The organism is Marinomonas balearica (genome assembly GCF_004362145.1).
Classification (GTDB): domain Bacteria; phylum Pseudomonadota; class Gammaproteobacteria; order Pseudomonadales; family Marinomonadaceae; genus Marinomonas; species Marinomonas balearica.
Window position 1 is genome coordinate 1 of record NZ_SNXC01000002.1, and the last position, 18,391, is coordinate 18,391.

At 44.4% G+C, this 18,391-nt stretch carries 18 protein-coding genes; 4 read left to right on the top strand and 14 right to left on the bottom strand.

Annotated features, from left to right (window positions below; translation table 11 throughout):
* Positions 1–202 precede the first annotated feature (202 nt).
* From DFP79_RS00495 to DFP79_RS00545, 11 genes are read right to left on the bottom strand one after another with little or no spacing between them, the layout of a single operon-like run.
* On the bottom strand, positions 203–961 hold the full coding sequence (locus DFP79_RS00495) for an enoyl-CoA hydratase/isomerase family protein (protein ID WP_133501915.1): 759 nt from the start codon (positions 959–961) through the stop codon (positions 203–205).
* 23 nt (positions 962–984) lie between these two features.
* Complete coding sequence (locus tag DFP79_RS00500; RefSeq protein WP_133501917.1) at positions 985–1,575, bottom strand: carboxymuconolactone decarboxylase family protein; 591 nt, start codon at positions 1,573–1,575, stop codon at positions 985–987.
* Between the two features lie 2 nt (positions 1,576–1,577).
* On the bottom strand, positions 1,578–2,765 hold the full coding sequence (locus tag DFP79_RS00505; protein WP_133501919.1) for a CaiB/BaiF CoA transferase family protein: 1,188 nt from the start codon (positions 2,763–2,765) through the stop codon (positions 1,578–1,580).
* A 2-nt stretch (positions 2,766–2,767) separates the two neighbouring features.
* Positions 2,768–3,433 (bottom strand): glutathione S-transferase family protein, encoded by a 666-nt coding sequence (locus DFP79_RS00510; RefSeq protein WP_133501921.1) that lies wholly within the window; start codon positions 3,431–3,433, stop codon positions 2,768–2,770.
* On the bottom strand, positions 3,433–4,221 hold the full coding sequence (locus DFP79_RS00515; RefSeq protein WP_133501923.1) for an alpha/beta fold hydrolase: 789 nt from the start codon (positions 4,219–4,221) through the stop codon (positions 3,433–3,435). Before DFP79_RS00515 ends, DFP79_RS00510 begins: the two co-directional genes overlap by 1 nt.
* A 2-nt stretch (positions 4,222–4,223) precedes the next feature.
* Positions 4,224–5,426, bottom strand: coding sequence for a 3-oxoadipyl-CoA thiolase (pcaF, locus tag DFP79_RS00520; protein WP_133501925.1), 1,203 nt, complete (start codon positions 5,424–5,426; stop codon positions 4,224–4,226).
* The gene (locus DFP79_RS00525) at positions 5,419–7,539 is read right to left on the bottom strand and encodes a 3-hydroxyacyl-CoA dehydrogenase NAD-binding domain-containing protein (RefSeq protein ID WP_208111371.1); all 2,121 of its coding nucleotides are present in this window, start codon (positions 7,537–7,539) and stop codon (positions 5,419–5,421) included. Before DFP79_RS00525 ends, pcaF begins: the two co-directional genes overlap by 8 nt.
* Before the next feature lie 10 nt (positions 7,540–7,549).
* On the bottom strand, positions 7,550–8,359 hold the full coding sequence (locus tag DFP79_RS00530; protein WP_166637607.1) for an alpha/beta fold hydrolase: 810 nt from the start codon (positions 8,357–8,359) through the stop codon (positions 7,550–7,552).
* Positions 8,352–9,890 (bottom strand): tripartite tricarboxylate transporter permease, encoded by a 1,539-nt coding sequence (locus DFP79_RS00535; protein ID WP_133501929.1) that lies wholly within the window; start codon positions 9,888–9,890, stop codon positions 8,352–8,354. Before DFP79_RS00535 ends, DFP79_RS00530 begins: the two co-directional genes overlap by 8 nt.
* 25 nt (positions 9,891–9,915) lie before the next feature.
* Positions 9,916–10,344, bottom strand: coding sequence for a tripartite tricarboxylate transporter TctB family protein (locus DFP79_RS00540; protein WP_133501931.1), 429 nt, complete (start codon positions 10,342–10,344; stop codon positions 9,916–9,918).
* Positions 10,341–11,297, bottom strand: a complete 957-nt coding sequence (locus DFP79_RS00545; RefSeq protein WP_208111372.1) for a tripartite tricarboxylate transporter substrate binding protein — start codon at positions 11,295–11,297, stop codon at positions 10,341–10,343. Before DFP79_RS00545 ends, DFP79_RS00540 begins: the two co-directional genes overlap by 4 nt.
* Positions 11,298–11,656: 359 nt before the next feature.
* On the opposite strand from DFP79_RS00545, the gene DFP79_RS00550 reads away from it, so the two are divergent.
* The 4 genes from DFP79_RS00550 (at position 11,657) to DFP79_RS00565 (ending at position 15,466) form a co-directional block, all read left to right on the top strand.
* On the top strand, positions 11,657–12,409 hold the full coding sequence (locus DFP79_RS00550) for a GntR family transcriptional regulator (protein WP_208111373.1): 753 nt from the start codon (positions 11,657–11,659) through the stop codon (positions 12,407–12,409).
* 376 nt (positions 12,410–12,785) lie between these two features.
* Entirely contained in the window at positions 12,786–14,171 is a 1,386-nt protein-coding gene (locus tag DFP79_RS00555) for a ferredoxin reductase family protein (protein WP_133501935.1), read from the top strand.
* 47 nt (positions 14,172–14,218) lie between these two features.
* On the top strand, positions 14,219–14,812 hold the full coding sequence (locus DFP79_RS00560) for a transglutaminase-like domain-containing protein (RefSeq protein WP_133501937.1): 594 nt from the start codon (positions 14,219–14,221) through the stop codon (positions 14,810–14,812).
* 237 nt (positions 14,813–15,049) lie between these two features.
* Complete coding sequence (locus DFP79_RS00565) at positions 15,050–15,466, top strand: BLUF domain-containing protein (protein ID WP_133501939.1); 417 nt, start codon at positions 15,050–15,052, stop codon at positions 15,464–15,466.
* A 50-nt stretch (positions 15,467–15,516) separates the two neighbouring features.
* Here DFP79_RS00565 and arfB read toward each other — a convergent pair whose 3' ends face one another.
* From arfB to DFP79_RS00580, 3 genes are all read right to left on the bottom strand, one after another.
* Positions 15,517–15,933, bottom strand: coding sequence for an alternative ribosome rescue aminoacyl-tRNA hydrolase ArfB (gene arfB, locus DFP79_RS00570; protein WP_133501941.1), 417 nt, complete (start codon positions 15,931–15,933; stop codon positions 15,517–15,519).
* 85 nt (positions 15,934–16,018) lie between these two features.
* Positions 16,019–17,737 carry a flotillin family protein gene (locus DFP79_RS00575; protein ID WP_133501943.1) on the bottom strand — a complete coding sequence of 573 codons (1,719 nt, stop codon included), beginning with the start codon at positions 17,735–17,737 and terminating at the stop codon, positions 16,019–16,021.
* The gene (locus tag DFP79_RS00580) at positions 17,738–18,382 is read right to left on the bottom strand and encodes a YqiJ family protein (protein ID WP_133501945.1); all 645 of its coding nucleotides are present in this window, start codon (positions 18,380–18,382) and stop codon (positions 17,738–17,740) included. It abuts the gene before it with no gap.
* Between the last annotated feature and the right edge of the window lie 9 nt (positions 18,383–18,391).

Below are 18,391 nucleotides of genomic sequence, written 5' to 3' on the forward strand. Positions count from 1 at the left end.
GTAGTGTGGGGGATCCCATGTGAGAGTAGGTCGTCGTCAAGCTTCTAATACAGAAAGCCCTGATCAGAAATGGTCAGGGCTTTTCTCGTTTCTGAGATACGCAATCCTGACAGAAGTCCTGAATCCTGAATTGAGATCAGAAACGAGAGACACACTTATTGAGGCGGTATGCTACTTTCTAGCAAACCGTATCGACTCAGCATTAATTGAAAAGAGGTTTTCTCTTTTCTTTAAAGGCTGCTAATGCTTCTTTAGTGTCTTTAGAGGCCGACAATATCTCAGTCTGAGATTGTTCGAATAAATACCCTTCGTGTAATGGTAGGTTTTCTGTCGTTAGAAAGGATTTTTTTGCAGCACGAACAGCAGATGGGCTCTTAGATGCAATCTCTTCAGCAATATTTTTAGCTAGCGGCATGAGCTCAGCTAATGGGACGGAATGAGAGGCAACATTCTTTTGTACGAGTTCAGGGCCAGAAACACGCTGAGCGGTCATAATCATAAGGCGAGCATTAGATTCGCCAAAATGACGACGTACATGAGAAACGCCTCCCGCTAAACCGACATTCACTTCCGTCATTGAAAGAAATGCTGTATCGGCTGTTACAATGATGTCACAGCATAATGCCAGTACGCAGCCTGCACCAATTGCAGCGCCATTTACAGCTGCAATCACAGGCTTTTTGCACTCAAAGACACAATCAAAACTCGCCCTGACTCTCCGGTTGTGCAGTGCATATGCACCTGCCTCATTAGCAGGACGCTCTTTAAGGTCTGCTCCTGCCGAAAAGGTTTTGCCTGCTCCGGTAAGAATGATGGCTCGCACATCCTCCTGATCGCCCAACTGGTCAAAGACTGTTGTAATTTCAGTTCTAAATTCGTTATTTTGTGCATTTACTGGTGGACGGTTTATTTCAACGATCGCTACATAATTATCGACTGTTACGGTGAAGCAATTTACCATGTTTATTCCCCAAGGAGAGTGAGTTAAGCCAGTTCTGGTATGGGATAAAGCCCACTGTCAGGAACATCCAATTGATTCTCTAGACCTTCAGGCATTGGAATTTCATGTGTGTTTAGTGTCATTGCAACCATTGAGTAATATCCGATGACTGCTGTTAACTCTACAACACCCTTTTCACCCCAACGCGCTACAATAGCTTTGTAAGTTTCAAGTTGCGATGTCCCATTCATAAGAATTTCACGGGCATAGCAATATACTTCTTCGCCTGATGTATCGTTGGTAAAGTCAGGTTTGCTTCCGGTTCGAATGGCCTCGATGACATCCGTCGAAAGTCCCGCTTTTTCAGCCTCTTTTGCATGAATAGACCACTCTACTTGAGCATTCCAGCGACGAGCTGTTAATACGATGGCTAGCTCATTGAGAGACAGGGGTAATGACGTTTCATAACGTAGTACCTTTCCTAGTTTTTGCCAGCGGTCGGCCAAATCTGGATTGTGAATAGCGGCTCTTAGTGGGCCAACTACCACGCCTCTTGGGCCAGCTACGACAGAGTCATATACTACTTTTTGAGCGGCTGACATGACTTCGCGTGTTGGTAAGCTAATTCGTCCCATATCTACTCTCCATCGATTCCTAATTCAGCTAAAATTTCGGAGGTATTTTCACCCAATTGAGGCGGCGCTTTGTCGAACTTAAGTGGTGAGTTAGTGAACTTCATTGGAGAAACAATTTGCGGCACTTTACCTGCTAATGGATGATCAATATATTGCAACATTTCGCGATGTTTAACCTGAGGCTCATCCAGGACCATAGGTACGGAATTAATTGGGCCGCACGGTACTTTGGCAACATTAAAACTGTCTAACCAATAGCGAAGTTCTTGTTTTTTTAGTTCGTCACAAATCAATGGATGAAGGACGTCGAGGTTATTCACACGTTCTTTATTTGTTGAGAAACGAACATCTTGTGACCATTCTGGCTTATTGAGTGCTTCTGAAAAGCGTTCAAACTGCTCGTCATTCCCTACGGCTAATACAATATGTCCGTCTTTTACCTCGAAAACATCTTGCGGCTGTATGTTGGGGTGCTTGTTGCCTTTACGAGAAGGTACATTTCCTGAGACAAGATAGTTCATACCTTGGTTTGCCAGCATAGCTGTTGCTACATCGAGCATGCCTATATCAATTACATCTCCCTCTCCGTTTTCTGCCCGTTTTGCTAACGCCGCTAATACTGAAATGGCTGCGTACATTCCAGTCATCATATCAATAATAGGAATACCTACTTTCTGAGGTCCCGCACCCGGAGAGCCGTCTGCTGCGCCGGTTACACTCATTAGGCCGCCCATTGCTTGGATCATGAAATCATAAGCAACATCTTTAGCTTGGGGGCCGTTTTGTCCAAAGCCTGTGACAGAGCAATAGATGAGCTTTGGATTAATCTGTTTTAAGTCATTTGCAGAAAGGCCATAGCGCTCTAAAGTTCCAACCTTAAAGTTTTCTAAAACAATGTCAGATGTCTTTGCTAACTCTTTAATAATGTTTTGGCCCTCGTTGCTTGCAAGATCGACTTCAATTGAGCGCTTGCCACGATTGACGCATAGGTAATACCCTGATTCCTTAGTTTCATTACCCTCAGTATCCTTCAAAAACGGAGGCCCCCAGCGGCGAGTGTCATCACCTACACCCGCACGCTCTACCTTAATTACGTCTGCGCCTAAATCGGCTAAAATCTGGCCCGCCCAAGGACCAGCCATAATACGGCTTAAATCTAATATGCGAATATGAGAAAGTGGACCAGCCATGCTTACTCCTTAAAAAACTGTATTTGAGGCGCTTTAATAGGAAACGCCGTGGATGAATCTTCAACTGCACTTGGATTTTCTTTGACTGAAGGGCGGTCGCTTACGTCTTGAGCCCAAGCTGCCAGCTCAGGGAAGCTTCGTCGCCATTCACTGCTTGACCATCGAAAATCTAATTGACCGAGAACGCAGAGAGTTGCGATATGACCGATACCAAACTTCTCTTGCCGAAACTGCTGTATATTGGTGTTTAAGTGAGCCATGGTCGCACCGACTTTTGTTTCAAAGTTGGCACATATCGCGGTTGATTTTGTATCTCCACGATTTATTTCTGTCCGCCATAACAGCAGTGTTTCGTTTAGGCCATCTGCTAGAGACTGCCAAATCAAATGGGTTGTATTTGCTTCATAATCTGTACCGTATAACGAGCCATTATGTGACGAATTAAGGTATTCACAGATTACTCTGCTATCCATTAAAACCTTCCCATTTTCTAAGATTAGAGCTGGGATTTTACCCAAAGGATTCACCTCTAAAATGGATTTAGGAGGTGTGATAGGTAACGCCAAATTGGTTAGCACTTTAGTCGTTTCGTCTTGCAGGTTTAGCTCATGCAAGACGATCGCGACTTTGCGTGCAAATGGCGATCTAGGGGACCAAAGTAGCTTCATTAGTACGCTTCCAAACGGTCAAAAAAGGGCGTTAATAATTGATTTACGTTATTTGGTTGTTCGTAGCAGGCCACATGTCCAGCTTTTGGTATCACGTGAAAATCAGCAACCGGAATGACGTGTGACATTCTTTCCATTGTATTTGGCATTTGCCCATCTTCAGCTCCTGCTATCAGTACACACGGCACAGAAAGGGACTCTAATACAGACCTATAGTCGTAGCTTTTTAGGGCGTTGGCGCTGGCAATAAAGCCAGCTAATGGCGTTGCGGCCATCATATCAAGAAGATCAAGGCGCTTCGCTGCGTGATTGTCTGGTGTGATCCATCGTTTAGACGTAGCATCGGCGAACATGGGAAGCCCGTTTTCTATTGCGGCTTCGATTCGGTTTTGCCATTGTTCGGCTGCAGCGGGTGCGCTATTGGGTTGACCGTCTATAAAAACCATCGCACAGAATGGCTCAGGCTGTTTTTCATAGGCTGCTATTCCGGTGGGAACGCCCATTGATAAACCGATAAATATGCATCGCTGGATGTCAAAATTCGATATCAGTCCTAATAGATCATCGGACAAAATATCGAAATTTAGGGGGTTTTCGGTTATTTCTGATCGACCGTGCCCCCGCTGATCATAGCGTAAAATGTTGAATCGCGATTTGAACTCATCGAACTGAGCGTCAAAAATAGACATGTCTGTCATTAATGAATTACTAAATACCAACCATGGAAGAGTTGGATCAAGTTGATTCACTGAGACATTTAATGAAGTGCTATTAACTGAAATTCGCATGATCACACTGCCTCCAACGCAATAGAAATACCCTGACCGACGCCAATGCACATGGTAGCAAGCCCTTGCTTACCTTTGCCTGCGGCAATGGATCGTGCCAATGTTCCTGTAATACGCACGCCAGACATACCTAATGGATGTCCTAGTGCTATACCACCACCATTAGAGTTAATAAAATCACCGTCATCGGGTAGATTTAAATGGCGGAGGACGGCAAGCACTTGGCTTGCAAACGCTTCATTTAGTTCAATAAGGTCAAAATCGGCGGGTGTAATGCCTAAGCGATCGCAGAGCCTTAAAGTAGAAGGAGCGGGGCCAAAGCCCATAATACGAGGCTCTACCCCCGCCGTCGCACCTCCTCTTATGCGTGCCATAGGAGTCAAGTGGTACTTACGAATACCTTCTTCCGTTGCTAGGATCATTGCTGCAGCACCATCATTCACTCCAGATGCATTACCTGCGGTGACGGTGCCATTCTCTCGAAACGGGGTTGATAACTTAGCGAGTGCCTCTGCGCTAGTGCTACGAGGGTGCTCGTCTTGGTTAAAAATAGTGGGATCGCCTTTACGAACTGGAATGCTGACAGATGTAATTTCTTCTTTAAACCAGTTTGATTCTATTGCTTGCGCACAACGTTGCTGGCTTCTAAGTGCGTAGGCATCTTGATCTTCACGAGAAATATTAAATTGCTCAGCCACATTTTCGGCTGTTTCTGGCATTGAATCGACACCAAACTGCCGTCTCATTAACGGGTTGATAAAGCGCCAACCGATAGTGGTATCTTCAACTGTGCTTTGACGAGAAAAAGCCGTTTGAGCTTTTGGCATGACAAATGGAGCGCGAGTCATACTTTCAACGCCTCCAGCAATAGCAATCTCTGCTTCCCCCATAGCAAGTTGTCGCCATGAAGTTAAGATAGCATCCATGCCAGAGCCACATAGACGGTTAATGGTTGTGCCTGCAATGCTGTTAGGCAATCCTGCGAGCAGTAGTGCCATTCTAGCGACACAACGATTGTCTTCTCCGGCTTGATTTGCGCAACCTAGAACGACATCACTTAGGTTTTTCCAATCGATGTTTGGATGTTTCTCCATTAAAGCTTTTAATGGGATTGCAGCGAGATCATCCGCCCTAATGGAAGAAAGCGCTCCTCCGAAACGTCCTATGGCCGTTCGGGTATAATCACAAATAAAGACATCATGCATTTGATTGGCCTCCTTTTTGAGTTAAGAATGAGACGATTTCAGAAACTGGGCCTGTCTTAAAACCATGGCCAACAGAATTAGAAAGTTGCTGTAAAATCTTTGTTAGGTGTATTGGATCTTGTTGGCTTGCCCAATAAATAGGACCGCCTTTATGGCGAGGGAAGCCATAGCCATTGGTGATAGCAACATCAATATCAGAGGCGCGTTGTGCTACTCCTTCATGAATCAAACAAGCGGCTTCGTTGACCATCGAGACAAGAAGTTGTTGCTGAATCTCTGATTCATCATAGTTTTGTATTTCAATTCCCTGATTGGTACGCGTCTCATTGATAAGCGTTTTGACGAATTCAGAAGGCAGTGCAGTCTTGTCTTGGTAGGAATACCAGCCTTGCCCTGTTTTACGACCAAAATGTCCCGCAACACATAGCGAATCGGCGAGGGTGACGTAACGCTCATTAGGATCTCTATCGGATGCTTTGCGTTTGCGCATCGCCCAAGCGATGTCTAATCCTGACAGGTCAGAGACTTCGAATGGACCCATAGCAAAACCGAAATTCTTGATTGCTTTGTCAACTTCGTAGGGACATGCACCATCAAGTACTAACAGTTCTGCTCGTCGTCTATAAGCGGCGTAAATGCGGTTGCCAATAAAGCCTTCGGCAACGTTTGCAACGACCGTTTGTTTGCCAAGCCTTTTAGAAAAAGCGAGAGAGGTTGCTAAAACTGATTCAGAGGTCTGCTCAGCACGTATAACTTCTAAAAGCTTCATTCGGTCTGCGGGACTAAAGAAATGCAAGCCAACAACGCGCTCGCGATGCTTGAGATTTTCACTCATCTGATTGATATCCAGATAAGACGTATTGGTTGCAAGGATGGTTGCACGAGGGACAATAGCATCAAGATCTTCTAACAACGCTTTTTTGATTTGCATATCTTCGAATACCGCTTCAATAATGAGCTCGCATTCTGTAACTGCCTCAAATCCAACAGTGCTGGATAAATTATCTAAATAATTCTGTACTTGATCTGGGCGATAGATCCCTTTTTTCTCTAAGTTTTCGTAGCTGGTTTTGATTGCTTGAAAAGCGCGTTCAGAGGATTCGCTGTCTCGCTCAATAAGTACGACTTTTAGCCCTGCATTAAGCACCGCCTTTGCTATGCCTTGCCCCATTGTTCCGCCGCCAACAATTCCTACATAAGTTATTTTGGTAGCTTTTGTATCATTGATAGCTTCGATTCTAGAGGCCGTTTTTTCAGCAAAGAAAAGGTAGCGCAATGCAAAAGCATCTTCACTCAAGCGCAATTTATTGAATGTTTGGCGTTCATCGATCAATGTTGCTTCCGCATGATCGTTACTGCTGGCTTGCACTAGACGTATTGCTTCACTGATGTTTTCACGGCCTTTATTTCGCTGCTTAATTTTGAAAATCGCCGCATTAAGCTCGCTTTCTGAATCTACAGGGACAGACTGCTCAATACTCAAACGTTTATCTAAAGGGTGATTATCTTCAATAAAGTGGATCACTCCTGAGAGCAAGTCACCTATACATACTGAATCGATAAAACCCATAGAAAGTGCCATTTCAGAGGTGACGCGCTTACCGCTACAGATAAGGTCAAGCGCTTTCAATTTCCCGATTAGACGCGGTAAACGTTGAGTGCCACCTGCACCAGGAATCATGCCCAGCAACACTTCTGGTAAAGCGACTAAGGCACCGGATTTTCCCACTCTATAATCACAACCAAGCGCAAGCTCTAAGCCTCCTCCCAGTGCGATTCCATGGATCGCAGCAATGACGGGAATCGGGTGCTGTTCAATCGCTCGTATCACATCGGGCACTTCAGGCGGAAGTAGTTTGGTTCCAAATTCTTTGACATCTGAGCCTCCTGAAAAGCCTCGACCTTCGCCAATAATGACAACGGCTTTTAGAGAGGCCGAGGTACATCCTTTCAACGATTCAACGATACCTGCACGAACAGGATGAGACCCCGCGTTTACAGGTGGATTATTAATTGCTATCACCGCAATGCCGTTGGCAATTGTTAAAGACACAGGGTTGCGACCTTTAGAGTCGACTTCTTTTAAGAGACTGTCTTTCATGGTTTTACTCATTGTCAGGTTCTTAGCTAGCGTTTAGGCTTTTTATGTACGTATGCATTACATGAGCGACCGCGTTGGGTTTTTCATCGGGCAGTGCATGACTTGCATCTGAAACGACCTCAACCGTAACTCGGTTCCCAAGCTCACTTACCAATGACATTCTTTGTTCAGGAATACGGAAAGGGTCTTGATCTCCAATGACATCTAAAATTGGAGCATCTCCTGCGTGCCACCACGTGCTTTTATCGGACGTTAATCGTATATGGCGTTGTGATGCGAGTAAGGTCGGTGACCATCCCTCTAGCCACTGCGGCTTTACGGCTTCCTTGCTCGCAAAAAATGCCTTGGCAAGCATGTCGATTTTTTCTTCTAGAGTGGCGCTTCCTTCGGTCAACAGATTGATAATCTGACTTAACTCTGGCGCAAAATTCTTTCCACCAGCGGCCAAAAGGATGATCGCTTTAATCGAGCTTGGAGATGCTGATGCACAAGCCCGTGCGACCATACTGCCAAACGCATGGCCTGCGACAATGGCTTGAGGAAATTCGTCAGATTTCTCTTTCTCGATAACGGCTAAAATGTCTTTTGCAACGTCCTCAAACAATAAGTTGTCAAGCGGACCTGTACTGCCATTTATGCCGCGAGGTTCGGGCAAGATCACTTTATAGTCTTGTGCGAATAGCAAATTGGCCAGTGTTACGAGATCTTCAGTGCCACGTGCAACCGAAGGTAATAAGCAAATGATTTGTCCTCTACCTATTGTACGATAGGCAATATTGCTATCACCTGATCGTATGTATTTACTGATAAATTCTGCAGTTGAGTTAGGCATTTTTTTCATCACCGGCTGTTACATTTTTCGCTTTCTTTTTCCTATTACCACGTGGACCTAAGAAAACTACAGACGCGACGGACAAAACAAGCAAAGCAATTGCGATTGGGTGATATACCAGCATTGTAATATCGCCATCCGTGATTAACCGGGCTTGGATAATAGACTCTTCAAGCTGGGGCGTTAGAATAAAGGCAACGATAAATGCAACAATTGAATAGCCAAACATACGCATTAGGTAGCCTACAACTGCCATTATTATGGCAATGAAGGCAGCGAACGTACCGCCATCTGCAACGTAAGCTCCGGTTAGACAAAGTAACAAAGCTGCTGCGAAGACCACTGTTTTTGGCGCAGAAATAACTTTTGCCCAAAAGCGCATACAAAACTGCGCAATGCCAAGGTTACAGAAGTTAGCAATCAACATAGCACCAAACATGCCGTAGACCAGCTCACCTTGTTCTTCGAATAATAGAGGGCCTGGTTGTATTCCGTGAATCATCAGTGCAGACACTAATAGCGCAGCGGCGATATTTCCCGGAATACCGAGCGTTAAAAGAGGTATTAAATTTGCACCGACAACGGCGCTGTTTGCCGTTTCCGTCGCAGCAATACCACGAGGATCCCCTGTTCCGAATTTCTCAGGATCTTTTGCACTCTGCTTGGTAATGGAGTAACTCAAGAACCCTGCTGTTGTTGATCCTAATCCCGGAATGGCGCCGATAATCGTACCGATAATCAAAGCGCGGAATGCGACAAATTTATTAGCGAGTACTTCTGCCCAACTAACGTGAGAGTCTTCTTTCGACTTGGAGTTGATCTTAATTGAGGCCGCAGATTTTTCCCCTCTGCGTGTGTTTACCATGCCATGCAGCAATTCGCTCATAGCTAAGGCTCCGATACTCAGCGCCGTTAAATGTAGACCATCGTAAAGGTCTAGCATTCCGAAGGTAAAGCGAGGGCTTGCAGTAGCAGGGTCTAATCCAACTGACGCCAATAGAAAGCCAAATGCGGCAGCCGTTAAGCCTTTGATCATAGAATTTCCTACGAGGCCACTGATAACCGTAAAGGCTAATATCATCAACGCAAGAATTTCTACTGGTCCCATTTGTAAGGCCAGTACGGCTAGAGGAGCGGCTATCAATATTAAGATAATATCGCTTGAAAGATCGCCAAAGAATGAATAATAAAGACCATACTTTAAGGCTTTAAGCGGCTTCCCTTTTTTCGCCATTGGGTGACCATCCAATGCGGTTGCAGCAGATTCTGGTGTCCCTGGAACATTAATAAGTATTGAAGGAACTGCACCGCCTACCGTTCCACCTTTGTTTACACTGATCAGAAACGAAATAGCGGTCAACGGATCTAATGCGAAAGTGATGGGGATAGCGATCGCAAGCGCCATAATGATGCTTAACCCTGGAGTCGCACCAACAATCTGACCGATAACAACCCCTGCGAGTATGTAGCAAATGTTAGTTAGCGTCATCGCGTTCGCTAACCCACTAATAATGAGATCTAAGTCAAACATAGTCGTAATCTTTCCAACATATCAGCTAAGGTAAAGGACGCTGTAAAATTTGTTCAAATAACAACCATGTCCCGATTGGTACACCTACAATGGTGAGCGCAATCCAATGAGGTCGCTTTTCAAATACCATTAAAACGATGACGGCCATTAATCCCATTGAATAGGGAAGGAACCCTACAATAGGCAAAAGGGACGTCCCAAGTACCATTGCTCCCACGAAAAGAACTAAGCGTCCCATTTCTTGTTTTGATGGCAGCGTTTCTTCCGACGGAGTTGCAAATAGAATTTGTAATCCCCCTAACACCAAAAATAGCCATCCCGCTATACGTGGAAAGAAACTGGGATCACCGCTTTCGGTGACTTCACCCGTTACGAATGTCGGAATTAAATAAAGTAAAAGGAGAGCGCCGAACAGCGCTCCTCCTACCCCTAAAAGGCGCTCTTTAAGGATCATTTTGCTAATGCCTCCTGATAGAATTTCGAGGTTGCTTGCAAATAGGATGTTGTACCCTCTGCGCCCAGATTAGATGCCGCAGCCTGAAGCTTATTCATCATGTCGGTGTACTCGGAGGATTCGGTTACTTCTGCGAGTGCTTCCGTTAAGCAGGTTTGAATCTGAGAATCGGTATGCTTAGGAGTGAAGAAAATAATATGGCCATCAATCGCGAGGTCTAAGCCGTTTTCAATTAAGGTTTTTGTTTCTGGGGCGTATGTCGCGCGTTCGCTAGTCAGAGTAGCAAGCTGAACCATTTTTCCGGCACGAATTTGTGATACATGTGCCGTTCCCTGAACTGTTGCATCGACATGGCCACCCAATGCATCTTTTAGTGCGCGAGAAGAACCCTTAGTAGGGATTGGGATCAAGCGCACACCATAATGCTTGGCGATATTTCGTACGGCAATTTCATATGACAACGAGCCGACGGATACGGTCGCTCGACCTTTATCACGAGCGTACTCTACAAACTCTTCTAAATTGGAATATGGCTTTCCTGATTTCGTTGTTAAGCCATAGTTCAGCATCATACCGGTGCCCATATAGTTGAAATCTTGGTAGGTATAATTTATGTCTTTGGACTTATATGGGTTGATAGCAAGTGTGGTGGTTGAACCGACGCCAATACTTAGTCCTTTGCTGTCGGCTTTTAGTAACCCTTTTGCCATTACGCCGCCACTTGCACCAGGGTGATTTTCAACATAAACCGTCCAGCCTTGCTGCTGCTGTAAGAGAGAGGCTGCTTTACGAGCGACTGAATCTGTACCGCCGCCCGCTGAGAAACCTACTTTCAGAGCGATGGGGCCATCTGGGAAGTCCGCAGGACAAGTCGCAGCAAGTGCAGGGGTTGCCAAAGCGCATGCTACTGTAGCGAACACGGGTGATGCTTTTTTCATGATGCTTGAGAACATATTAAGTCTCCGGTTTTTATTGTTTTTGTGTTGATATGCTATATTTATAGCACAATGATTTTAGGCCAGCAATATTCATATTTCGTTTTATTTATAGTCTAGTCGAAATGGTTTAGGTGACAGGAAAAAGAAAAAAATTGAGTGATTAACATACAATCTTGACAGTAAATCTCTTGATACTAAGCAATATGAAGGCGTTTCATTAGTGAAAAAATTAATGAAAATATGGAGTTAATTGAATCCAGAAAGCTTATGCCTTAATATAGCTTTTAGTAAAAAAGGCGATGAAACGATCGTTCTAACCGCTATATATGAGCGCCTCTTTCGCTTATTTAGCATCTACATTCAGGTGTAAAATTGTGTCTGTAAAAATAAAAAATACCACCGCTTCTGCGCTTGATAAGAGCTCGGTAGCTCGTTATATCCAGCTTGCAACGATTTTTCGAAAGCGCATAGAATCTGGTGAATGGACTGTTGGTTCTAAAATTCCGACCGTCGCTCAGTTAGTCGAAGACTGTGGCGTGGCCAGCATGACCATTCGGCAAGCTTTAGGACAATTGGAAAAAGAAGGGTTAATTGAGCGATTTAGAGCCAAAGGAACGTTTGTCAAAAAGCAGCCCCGCCGCGATATTTGGTGTGAAGTAAAAACCGATTGGAATGGCTTGCTCATTTCTAGAGCCGATGCACAGATTAGCGTCCTGTCTCAACGCAGTGATGTGGTTCTACAGCAAGAGAAGTTTGAAACAGGGAAGGTTGCAGCCTCTTATACGCATCTTACGCGCTTACATGTTCGTGAAGATGAGCCTTTCCTAATTGCAGATGTATATATAGACCAACGACTCTGCGAACAGCTGAGTGAATCTGACTACATGTCGAAAACTGCAATGCGCCTTGTGTTTGACCTACCTAATATTACGATTGTTGATGCACATCAAACGCTAACGGTAGACTCAGCGGATCTTGATACGGCGACTTATCTGGATATTGAACTTGCAGCGCCTGTAGTTAAAGTGCAGCGTATTGCGATCGATGACAAAGGAGACTTGGTTTTGATTGCGAATGGAGTATATAGAGGAGATATGGTGCGTATCGACATGCAGTTATTGAAATAGAATGTATTGTCCGCTCTATGCCTTCCAAGCACTTCCAATGTGACTTCGAATCCTTTAGTCATGATGTAAGGGCATTACGCATGCAGCCAAACAAGAGAGACTTACAGTTGAGCCGAACTAGCACGAGTTCGGCGTTCGCTTACCTATAAGGTCATTTGTAGAGATACTAATTGAATTACAACATGGCGACGAAGAACTGTACTTTGTTATGTTCCTCCACCGTAATAGTCAAATGAAGTCGACCATCGGCTATATCCGTTCCCTCTCATAAGACCAAGCATGTAATTTGTTGACCTATCGAGCCCCTCTTTAATATTTCCTTAAGCAATCATCCTTAATATTCTTAACTCACACTCTATCTTACTGGGAGATAAAAATGCGCCTTCCTGGCTTACTGTTGGTTGTCACTTTACTGCTTGTGCCAAGTTATGAGTTCTACACTCTTGCTGGTCAATATCCGGTTATGCCCTTAGTGAGTCAATTCTTTGGGGTAGCTGCGATCGTCGCGATGGGTTTTGTTCAGTTAATGGCAACTCGACTAACAGGGCTTGAGGCGCTCTTTGGTGGGATGGATCGTATCTATATATTTCACAAATGGCTGGGGATAGGGGCGTTAGCTTTGGTTCTATTGCATGACAATATAGATCCTGACATCCGCGGTTTGAAAGGTGGGAATCTGGCGGATTTTGGTGAGAGTTTGGGGGGCTTTAGTTTAGACGCATTGCAAGTTCTCATTCTAGTGACCGTGCTGACGACCATTCCTTATAATTTGTGGAAATTGAGCCATAAGCTAATGGGTGTGATGTTTATCTGCGGTGTTTTGCATTTTGTTTTTATTCCAAAGCCGTTTGAGCTGACCAGCTTTGTCGGTTTGTATACCTCAGTCTTTGGTGTGGTCGGTATTGTTAGCTATTTCTATTGTTTAGGTTTTCGGATATTTATGCGAAAGCACTATCGTTACCAAGTTGAAAGCGTTGAACGCAAAGGTAAAAGCGTTGCCATAACACTTTCGCCTATAGATAAAGCGATGAAACACTATGCTGGTCAGTTTGCCTTTTTGAAGTTCAATCAAGCTGACCTGTCGGAAGTTCACCCGTTTACCATCAGTAAAGCACCGGATTCAAAGGGTAATTTGCGCTTTACGGTAAGTGCTTTGGGGGACTATACCGAGCGCCTTCAAGCGCAAGTTGCGACTGGAATGCAGGCGACGATTACCGGAGCGCATGGTAATTTCCTCATGAAACGCACAAAGCATCCACAAGTGTGGGTTGCAGCGGGAGTAGGAATCACTCCCTTTGTTGCTTGGGCAAATGCACTGGGCAGTGAGCAAGAAGTTCATCTGTTCTACAGCTTTAAGGAAGAAAGCCATGCAATGCATTTGGATGAGCTAAGGTCCATTGCAAGAGAAAAGCCCAACTTCAAGCTACATTGTCTAGAATCCTCCCAAGGGGAGCGCTTAAGTACGGCTTTAATTACTCAAAAATTAAAAGGTAGTTGGCCAAAAATTTCGGTGTCGTTTTGTGGCCCAAAAGCAATGCGCCAAGACCTGCTGTCAAATTTGCGTAAACAGGGATTAAGTGGCCGACGGTTCTATTATGAAGAGTTTGAGATTCGTTCGGGTATTGGTTTGATGAAACTGATTCGTTGGGGAAATCGCCTATTTAAGTCGCGCTTCCCCGTACAAACTGTACGGTTCAATTTACTGTGGAAAGATGTGTGGAATAACACGGTTCGGCGTGTAGAATCTTGGTTGAAGTCATAAAGGTTGAATGACGAGCGTATCAATAGACATTGAATGGAAGAATGCACATGAATCAAGTATCTGGCAGTGTAGAAGACTATTTAGCGGAGTCGATCTACATAGACTGGCGTAATCCTAATATCGTGCAAAAAGCGAAGGCGTTAGCAAAGAGCTGCGATAGCGAATTGGAAGTGGTTAAGCGCTGTTTTGAGTTTGTTCGAGACTGTATTCGTCATAGTTGGGATTACAAGGCCAACCCCGTCACATGTAAAGCCTCTGATGTGTTAGAGAGTGAAACGGGTTATTGCTACGCTAAAAGTCATTTGTTAGCTGCGTTACTCAGAGCAAATGGCGTTCCAGCTGGCCTATGCTATCAACGGATTACTATAACGGATGATGTTCCTCCATTTTGTCTACATGGGTTAAACGCGGTTTATTTAAAAGAGTTTGGCTGGTATCGAATGGATGCCAGGGGCAATAAAGAAGGTGTCAATGCACAGTGTATTCCTCCAATAGAGCAGTTGGCATTTCCAATTAAAGTTGACGGTGAGTACGATTGTCAGGAAATTCATGCAGAACCGCTTGAAGATATTGTTGCGGTTTTGACGAGCAGTAAAACGTATTTAGACGTCGCAGAAAACCTTCCTGATATTGCAGAGTAGAGAGGGGTGATTGGCTTATTGATGGGTTTATTCTTATAGAGTAAAAATAACTGGGTGAGCCGAAGCTTCGTCGCCTATAGTTAGATACATTGTGAATAAAAAGTACCCACACGTCGAAGTGAGAGAGCGTGTCTGTTGTTTCTTTTAAGACATAAGTGTTAGTTAATAATCAAAGGTGAGTTTGTTGCCTGTGAGTATCTTCTAGCCAACCCCAACGTTCTCTAAAATGGATTTTCAATGTATTTAACCAGACTGATATACGCCAGCACGATCTCGAACGATATTTCACCTTCTGCGGTTGCGGATATTCTTGATAGTGCGAACAAGCACAATAAACTGAATGATGTAACGGGCGTCCTCTTTTTTGATGACAAGTATTTCTTACAATGTCTTGAAGGGTCTCGATATCAGACCAATGAAACCTACAGCCGGCTGCTTCTTGATAGTCGGCATTCGGATCTTGTGTTATTAGAGTTCAAAGACATTTCTGTACGCTCATTCCCTGATTGGACGATGGGTTTTATTCCTGAGTCGGTACTGTCTAAGTCTATCTACCTTAAATTTTCTCCGCAAAAAAGCTTTGATCCCTATAACTTAAGCAGTGAGAGTGCGTATAAAATGTTGTTGGAATTAAAAGAAGTGCTGCCAGAATAACGAGATCCCGAACCGTTAGAGGGGCATGAGTGATGCTTGAGCTTAGAATGTCAGTCCCAGTTCGATTTCCGTAAGGCTTTAACCTTCCCGCGTTGTTTTTTCGAATCGACTCGCTTTCTCTGTGAGGAACGAGTGGGTTTGGTTGCGCGCCGCGCTTTTTGAACTCGAGTAGCAGATAAAATGAGCGCTTTTAGTCGCTCTAAAGCGTCTTCTCTGTTTAATTCCTGAGTTCTGTGTTGCTGTGCCTTAATGATAATCTCACCTTCCTTAGTAATGCGTGAATCACTGAGCGACAGCAAGCGTTCCTTATAAAACTCGGGCAGTGACGACGCTTTGATATCAAACCGAAGATGAATGGCACTGGATACTTTATTCACGTTTTGCCCGCCAGCTCCTTGCGCTCGAATTGCAGTGAGTTGGATTTCATGAGGAGGAATGCTAACGGAGTGAGAGATGATAAGGTTCATTAGGAAGGTTGTACAAATACCCTAGTATAAAGGAACGAATTTAAATTCTTCATACTAGGGTAATGCATGTAGCGATGGATTTAAATCAAGAGTTGTTTAAATCGTTGCTGCTCTGCGTGCTATCAAGTGATTGGTTTAGCAAACTGTTGCCATTGACCAAGTCATTTAAACTGCCATTTTGGCTGTCTACTACGCCGAGCTCTTTTAACAACGAGTCCACCAACGGAGCATTTGCTCGGTAACTTAAGGCTGCATTCGTAACCTGATCTGCCATACTTGGGCTGGTGGATTCTCCCATCGAAATAGGATTAGATTGGCCGCCGTAGCCTTGTAAAATTTTAATTCCTTCGATGCTTTCAAGTGGTTTCACAGCATTTGCGACGAGTTCAGGAAGGACTTTTAATATTGCTAATGATTTTTGTAGGTCGATCTGTTCGTCCTTTAGCGTATTTTCGGCTTCATAGAGGGCTTCTTTACCGGCCGCTTCTACCGCCAATACTTTCTCATCTGCTTCTGCCTGAAGGATTTTTGCATCTGCACTTGCTTTCGCTTCTGTTAAAATTGCCTCAGCAGTGGATAGACTCGCTTCTTTTTTAGCGGCCGCTTCGGTTGTGACGCCAACGGCTTCTCTTTCGGCTTCTTTTTTAGCATCGATCACTTCAATGTCTTTGCGACGGTTTGCTTCTGCTAGATGCCTAACTGTGATGACCTCTTCTTCTTTTTGAGCTTTGATTTTTTCTGCTTCGGCAGCTTTTGCTCTTGCTGCAGATTCTTCCTCTGATTTTTCGGCTATGGCAATTTGTTTCACTTGCTCTGCAACTTCAACGGCTTGCTGTTGTTGGATCGTTGATTGTTCTAAGGCTTGGCGCTTCGCAATTTCACGTGTTTCTATTTCTTTAGATTTTTCAATTTCTGCGGTTTCAATTGCTTTTTCTTTGGCGATCATCGCCTCTCGTTCTTCGCGCTCTTTTTGTTCTCTTTGCTTCGCGATTTCCGCTTTTTGTTCCTGACGTTTGAACGAGAGAATTTGCTCTTGGTTTAGACGAGCTTCTTCTTCACTGCGCTTTACGTCCAACGATTGCTTTTCCGCTTCGAGGTTTCTTTGTTCGATTTTTATACGGTTTTCTTGTTGTATATCATTGGTTTCTTTACGTTTTTCTTCAATTATCTTTGCAAGTCTCGCTCGGCCTTCTGCGTCGAATGCGTTGTTTTCATTGAAAAACTCTAGATCTGTTTGGTCGAACCCTGTTAATGAAACGGACTCCAGCTCCAAACCGTTTTTCTCTAGATCATTGGCCACGTTTTGCTGCACTTTTTGAACAAAATCAGCCCTTTGTTCATGCATCTCAGTCATGCTCATTTCAGCAGCGACTGCGCGTAACACATCGACAAACTTGGACTCCATGAGCTTTTTGACTTCTTCAACCCGCGTGGTTCTTGTTCCAAGGGTTTGCGCTGCCATTGAAATCCCTTCGGCATTCGGTGCGACTCGCAGATAAAAGTCCGCTTTAACATCAACACGCATTCTGTCTTTAGTGATCAACGCGTCTTTTTGAGTTTTTTCGACTTCTATTCTTAGCGTGTTCATATTGACGGGGATCGTTTCATGGACAACCGGAAGCACGATAACACCACCGTCTTTTACTACTTTTTCCCCTCCTAATCCGGTTCTCACAAAGGCAACTTCTTTCGTAGCTCGAACATAGAGTCTCGCAAAGATTAAGCCGATGGCGATCAAAGCGAAAAACACTACACCGATTATGATGAGTGTGAAGCTTGCTGCTGTGTCGTTCAAAAATTCCATTTATTTCTCCTCATTGTTGATCATTGACGCACGCAGGAGTGAGCCTTTCCAAATCCCTGCGTCTTTTTCGATTAGTACAACCTGTTGCCCCTGCGAGAAAGTTTCTTCCGCTAAGGGTTCAACCATTACATAATGTTTTTGTTTATATTTATCGGTAAACGAGGCTTCGGCTGGGGAGCCTTGTCGCGCCGTTCCAATTGTGATGATGGCAACACCTCCGGTAAATGAATCGGTTGCCACTGCAGATGATTCATTGTTAGGCAATATTTTTATCAGGGCATTGCCCGCGATTCGAGTGATGAAAATACAGGCAACGAAAGCGATTGGCAGCGAAATCATGAAAGGTAAAGTGACGCCAAGCATTGCCCAAAAGACATAATTAGCCGTAAGTCCAGACAGAGAAAAGCTCGTGATTAACAGTATTAACCAGATGAGTACGGGGAGCCTGCCAAGGCACATCCACCCTAAAGTTTTGGTAAGCGCTCCTTCTGGAGCATCAATGTCTATTGGGGTTAAATTATCAATTAACGATGAAAAACTAAAACCCACCAGAGTGCAAAAACCTTCTAAACAGGCGATAACCAATACACTCGCCACGAGAAGCAGGTAGATGCTGTTGCCGTCCGCTATTATGAAATCAAGCATTTACGAATC

Coding starts and splice junctions, on each gene's coding strand:
- DFP79_RS00495 (WP_133501915.1), bottom strand. CDS start 961: ATGGTAAATTGCTTCACCGTAACAGTCGATAATTATGTAGCGATCGTT.
- DFP79_RS00500 (WP_133501917.1), bottom strand. CDS start 1,575: ATGGGACGAATTAGCTTACCAACACGCGAAGTCATGTCAGCCGCTCAA.
- DFP79_RS00505 (WP_133501919.1), bottom strand. CDS start 2,765: ATGGCTGGTCCACTTTCTCATATTCGCATATTAGATTTAAGCCGTATT.
- DFP79_RS00510 (WP_133501921.1), bottom strand. CDS start 3,433: ATGAAGCTACTTTGGTCCCCTAGATCGCCATTTGCACGCAAAGTCGCG.
- DFP79_RS00515 (WP_133501923.1), bottom strand. CDS start 4,221: ATGCGAATTTCAGTTAATAGCACTTCATTAAATGTCTCAGTGAATCAA.
- pcaF (WP_133501925.1), bottom strand. CDS start 5,426: ATGCATGATGTCTTTATTTGTGATTATACCCGAACGGCCATAGGACGT.
- DFP79_RS00525 (WP_208111371.1), bottom strand. CDS start 7,539: ATGAGTAAAACCATGAAAGACAGTCTCTTAAAAGAAGTCGACTCTAAA.
- DFP79_RS00530 (WP_166637607.1), bottom strand. CDS start 8,359: ATGCCTAACTCAACTGCAGAATTTATCAGTAAATACATACGATCAGGT.
- DFP79_RS00535 (WP_133501929.1), bottom strand. CDS start 9,890: ATGTTTGACTTAGATCTCATTATTAGTGGGTTAGCGAACGCGATGACG.
- DFP79_RS00540 (WP_133501931.1), bottom strand. CDS start 10,344: ATGATCCTTAAAGAGCGCCTTTTAGGGGTAGGAGGAGCGCTGTTCGGC.
- DFP79_RS00545 (WP_208111372.1), bottom strand. CDS start 11,297: ATGTTCTCAAGCATCATGAAAAAAGCATCACCCGTGTTCGCTACAGTA.
- DFP79_RS00555 (WP_133501935.1), top strand. CDS start 12,786: ATGCGCCTTCCTGGCTTACTGTTGGTTGTCACTTTACTGCTTGTGCCA.
- DFP79_RS00560 (WP_133501937.1), top strand. CDS start 14,219: ATGAATCAAGTATCTGGCAGTGTAGAAGACTATTTAGCGGAGTCGATC.
- DFP79_RS00565 (WP_133501939.1), top strand. CDS start 15,050: ATGTATTTAACCAGACTGATATACGCCAGCACGATCTCGAACGATATT.
- arfB (WP_133501941.1), bottom strand. CDS start 15,933: ATGAACCTTATCATCTCTCACTCCGTTAGCATTCCTCCTCATGAAATC.
- DFP79_RS00575 (WP_133501943.1), bottom strand. CDS start 17,737: ATGGAATTTTTGAACGACACAGCAGCAAGCTTCACACTCATCATAATC.
- DFP79_RS00580 (WP_133501945.1), bottom strand. CDS start 18,382: ATGCTTGATTTCATAATAGCGGACGGCAACAGCATCTACCTGCTTCTC.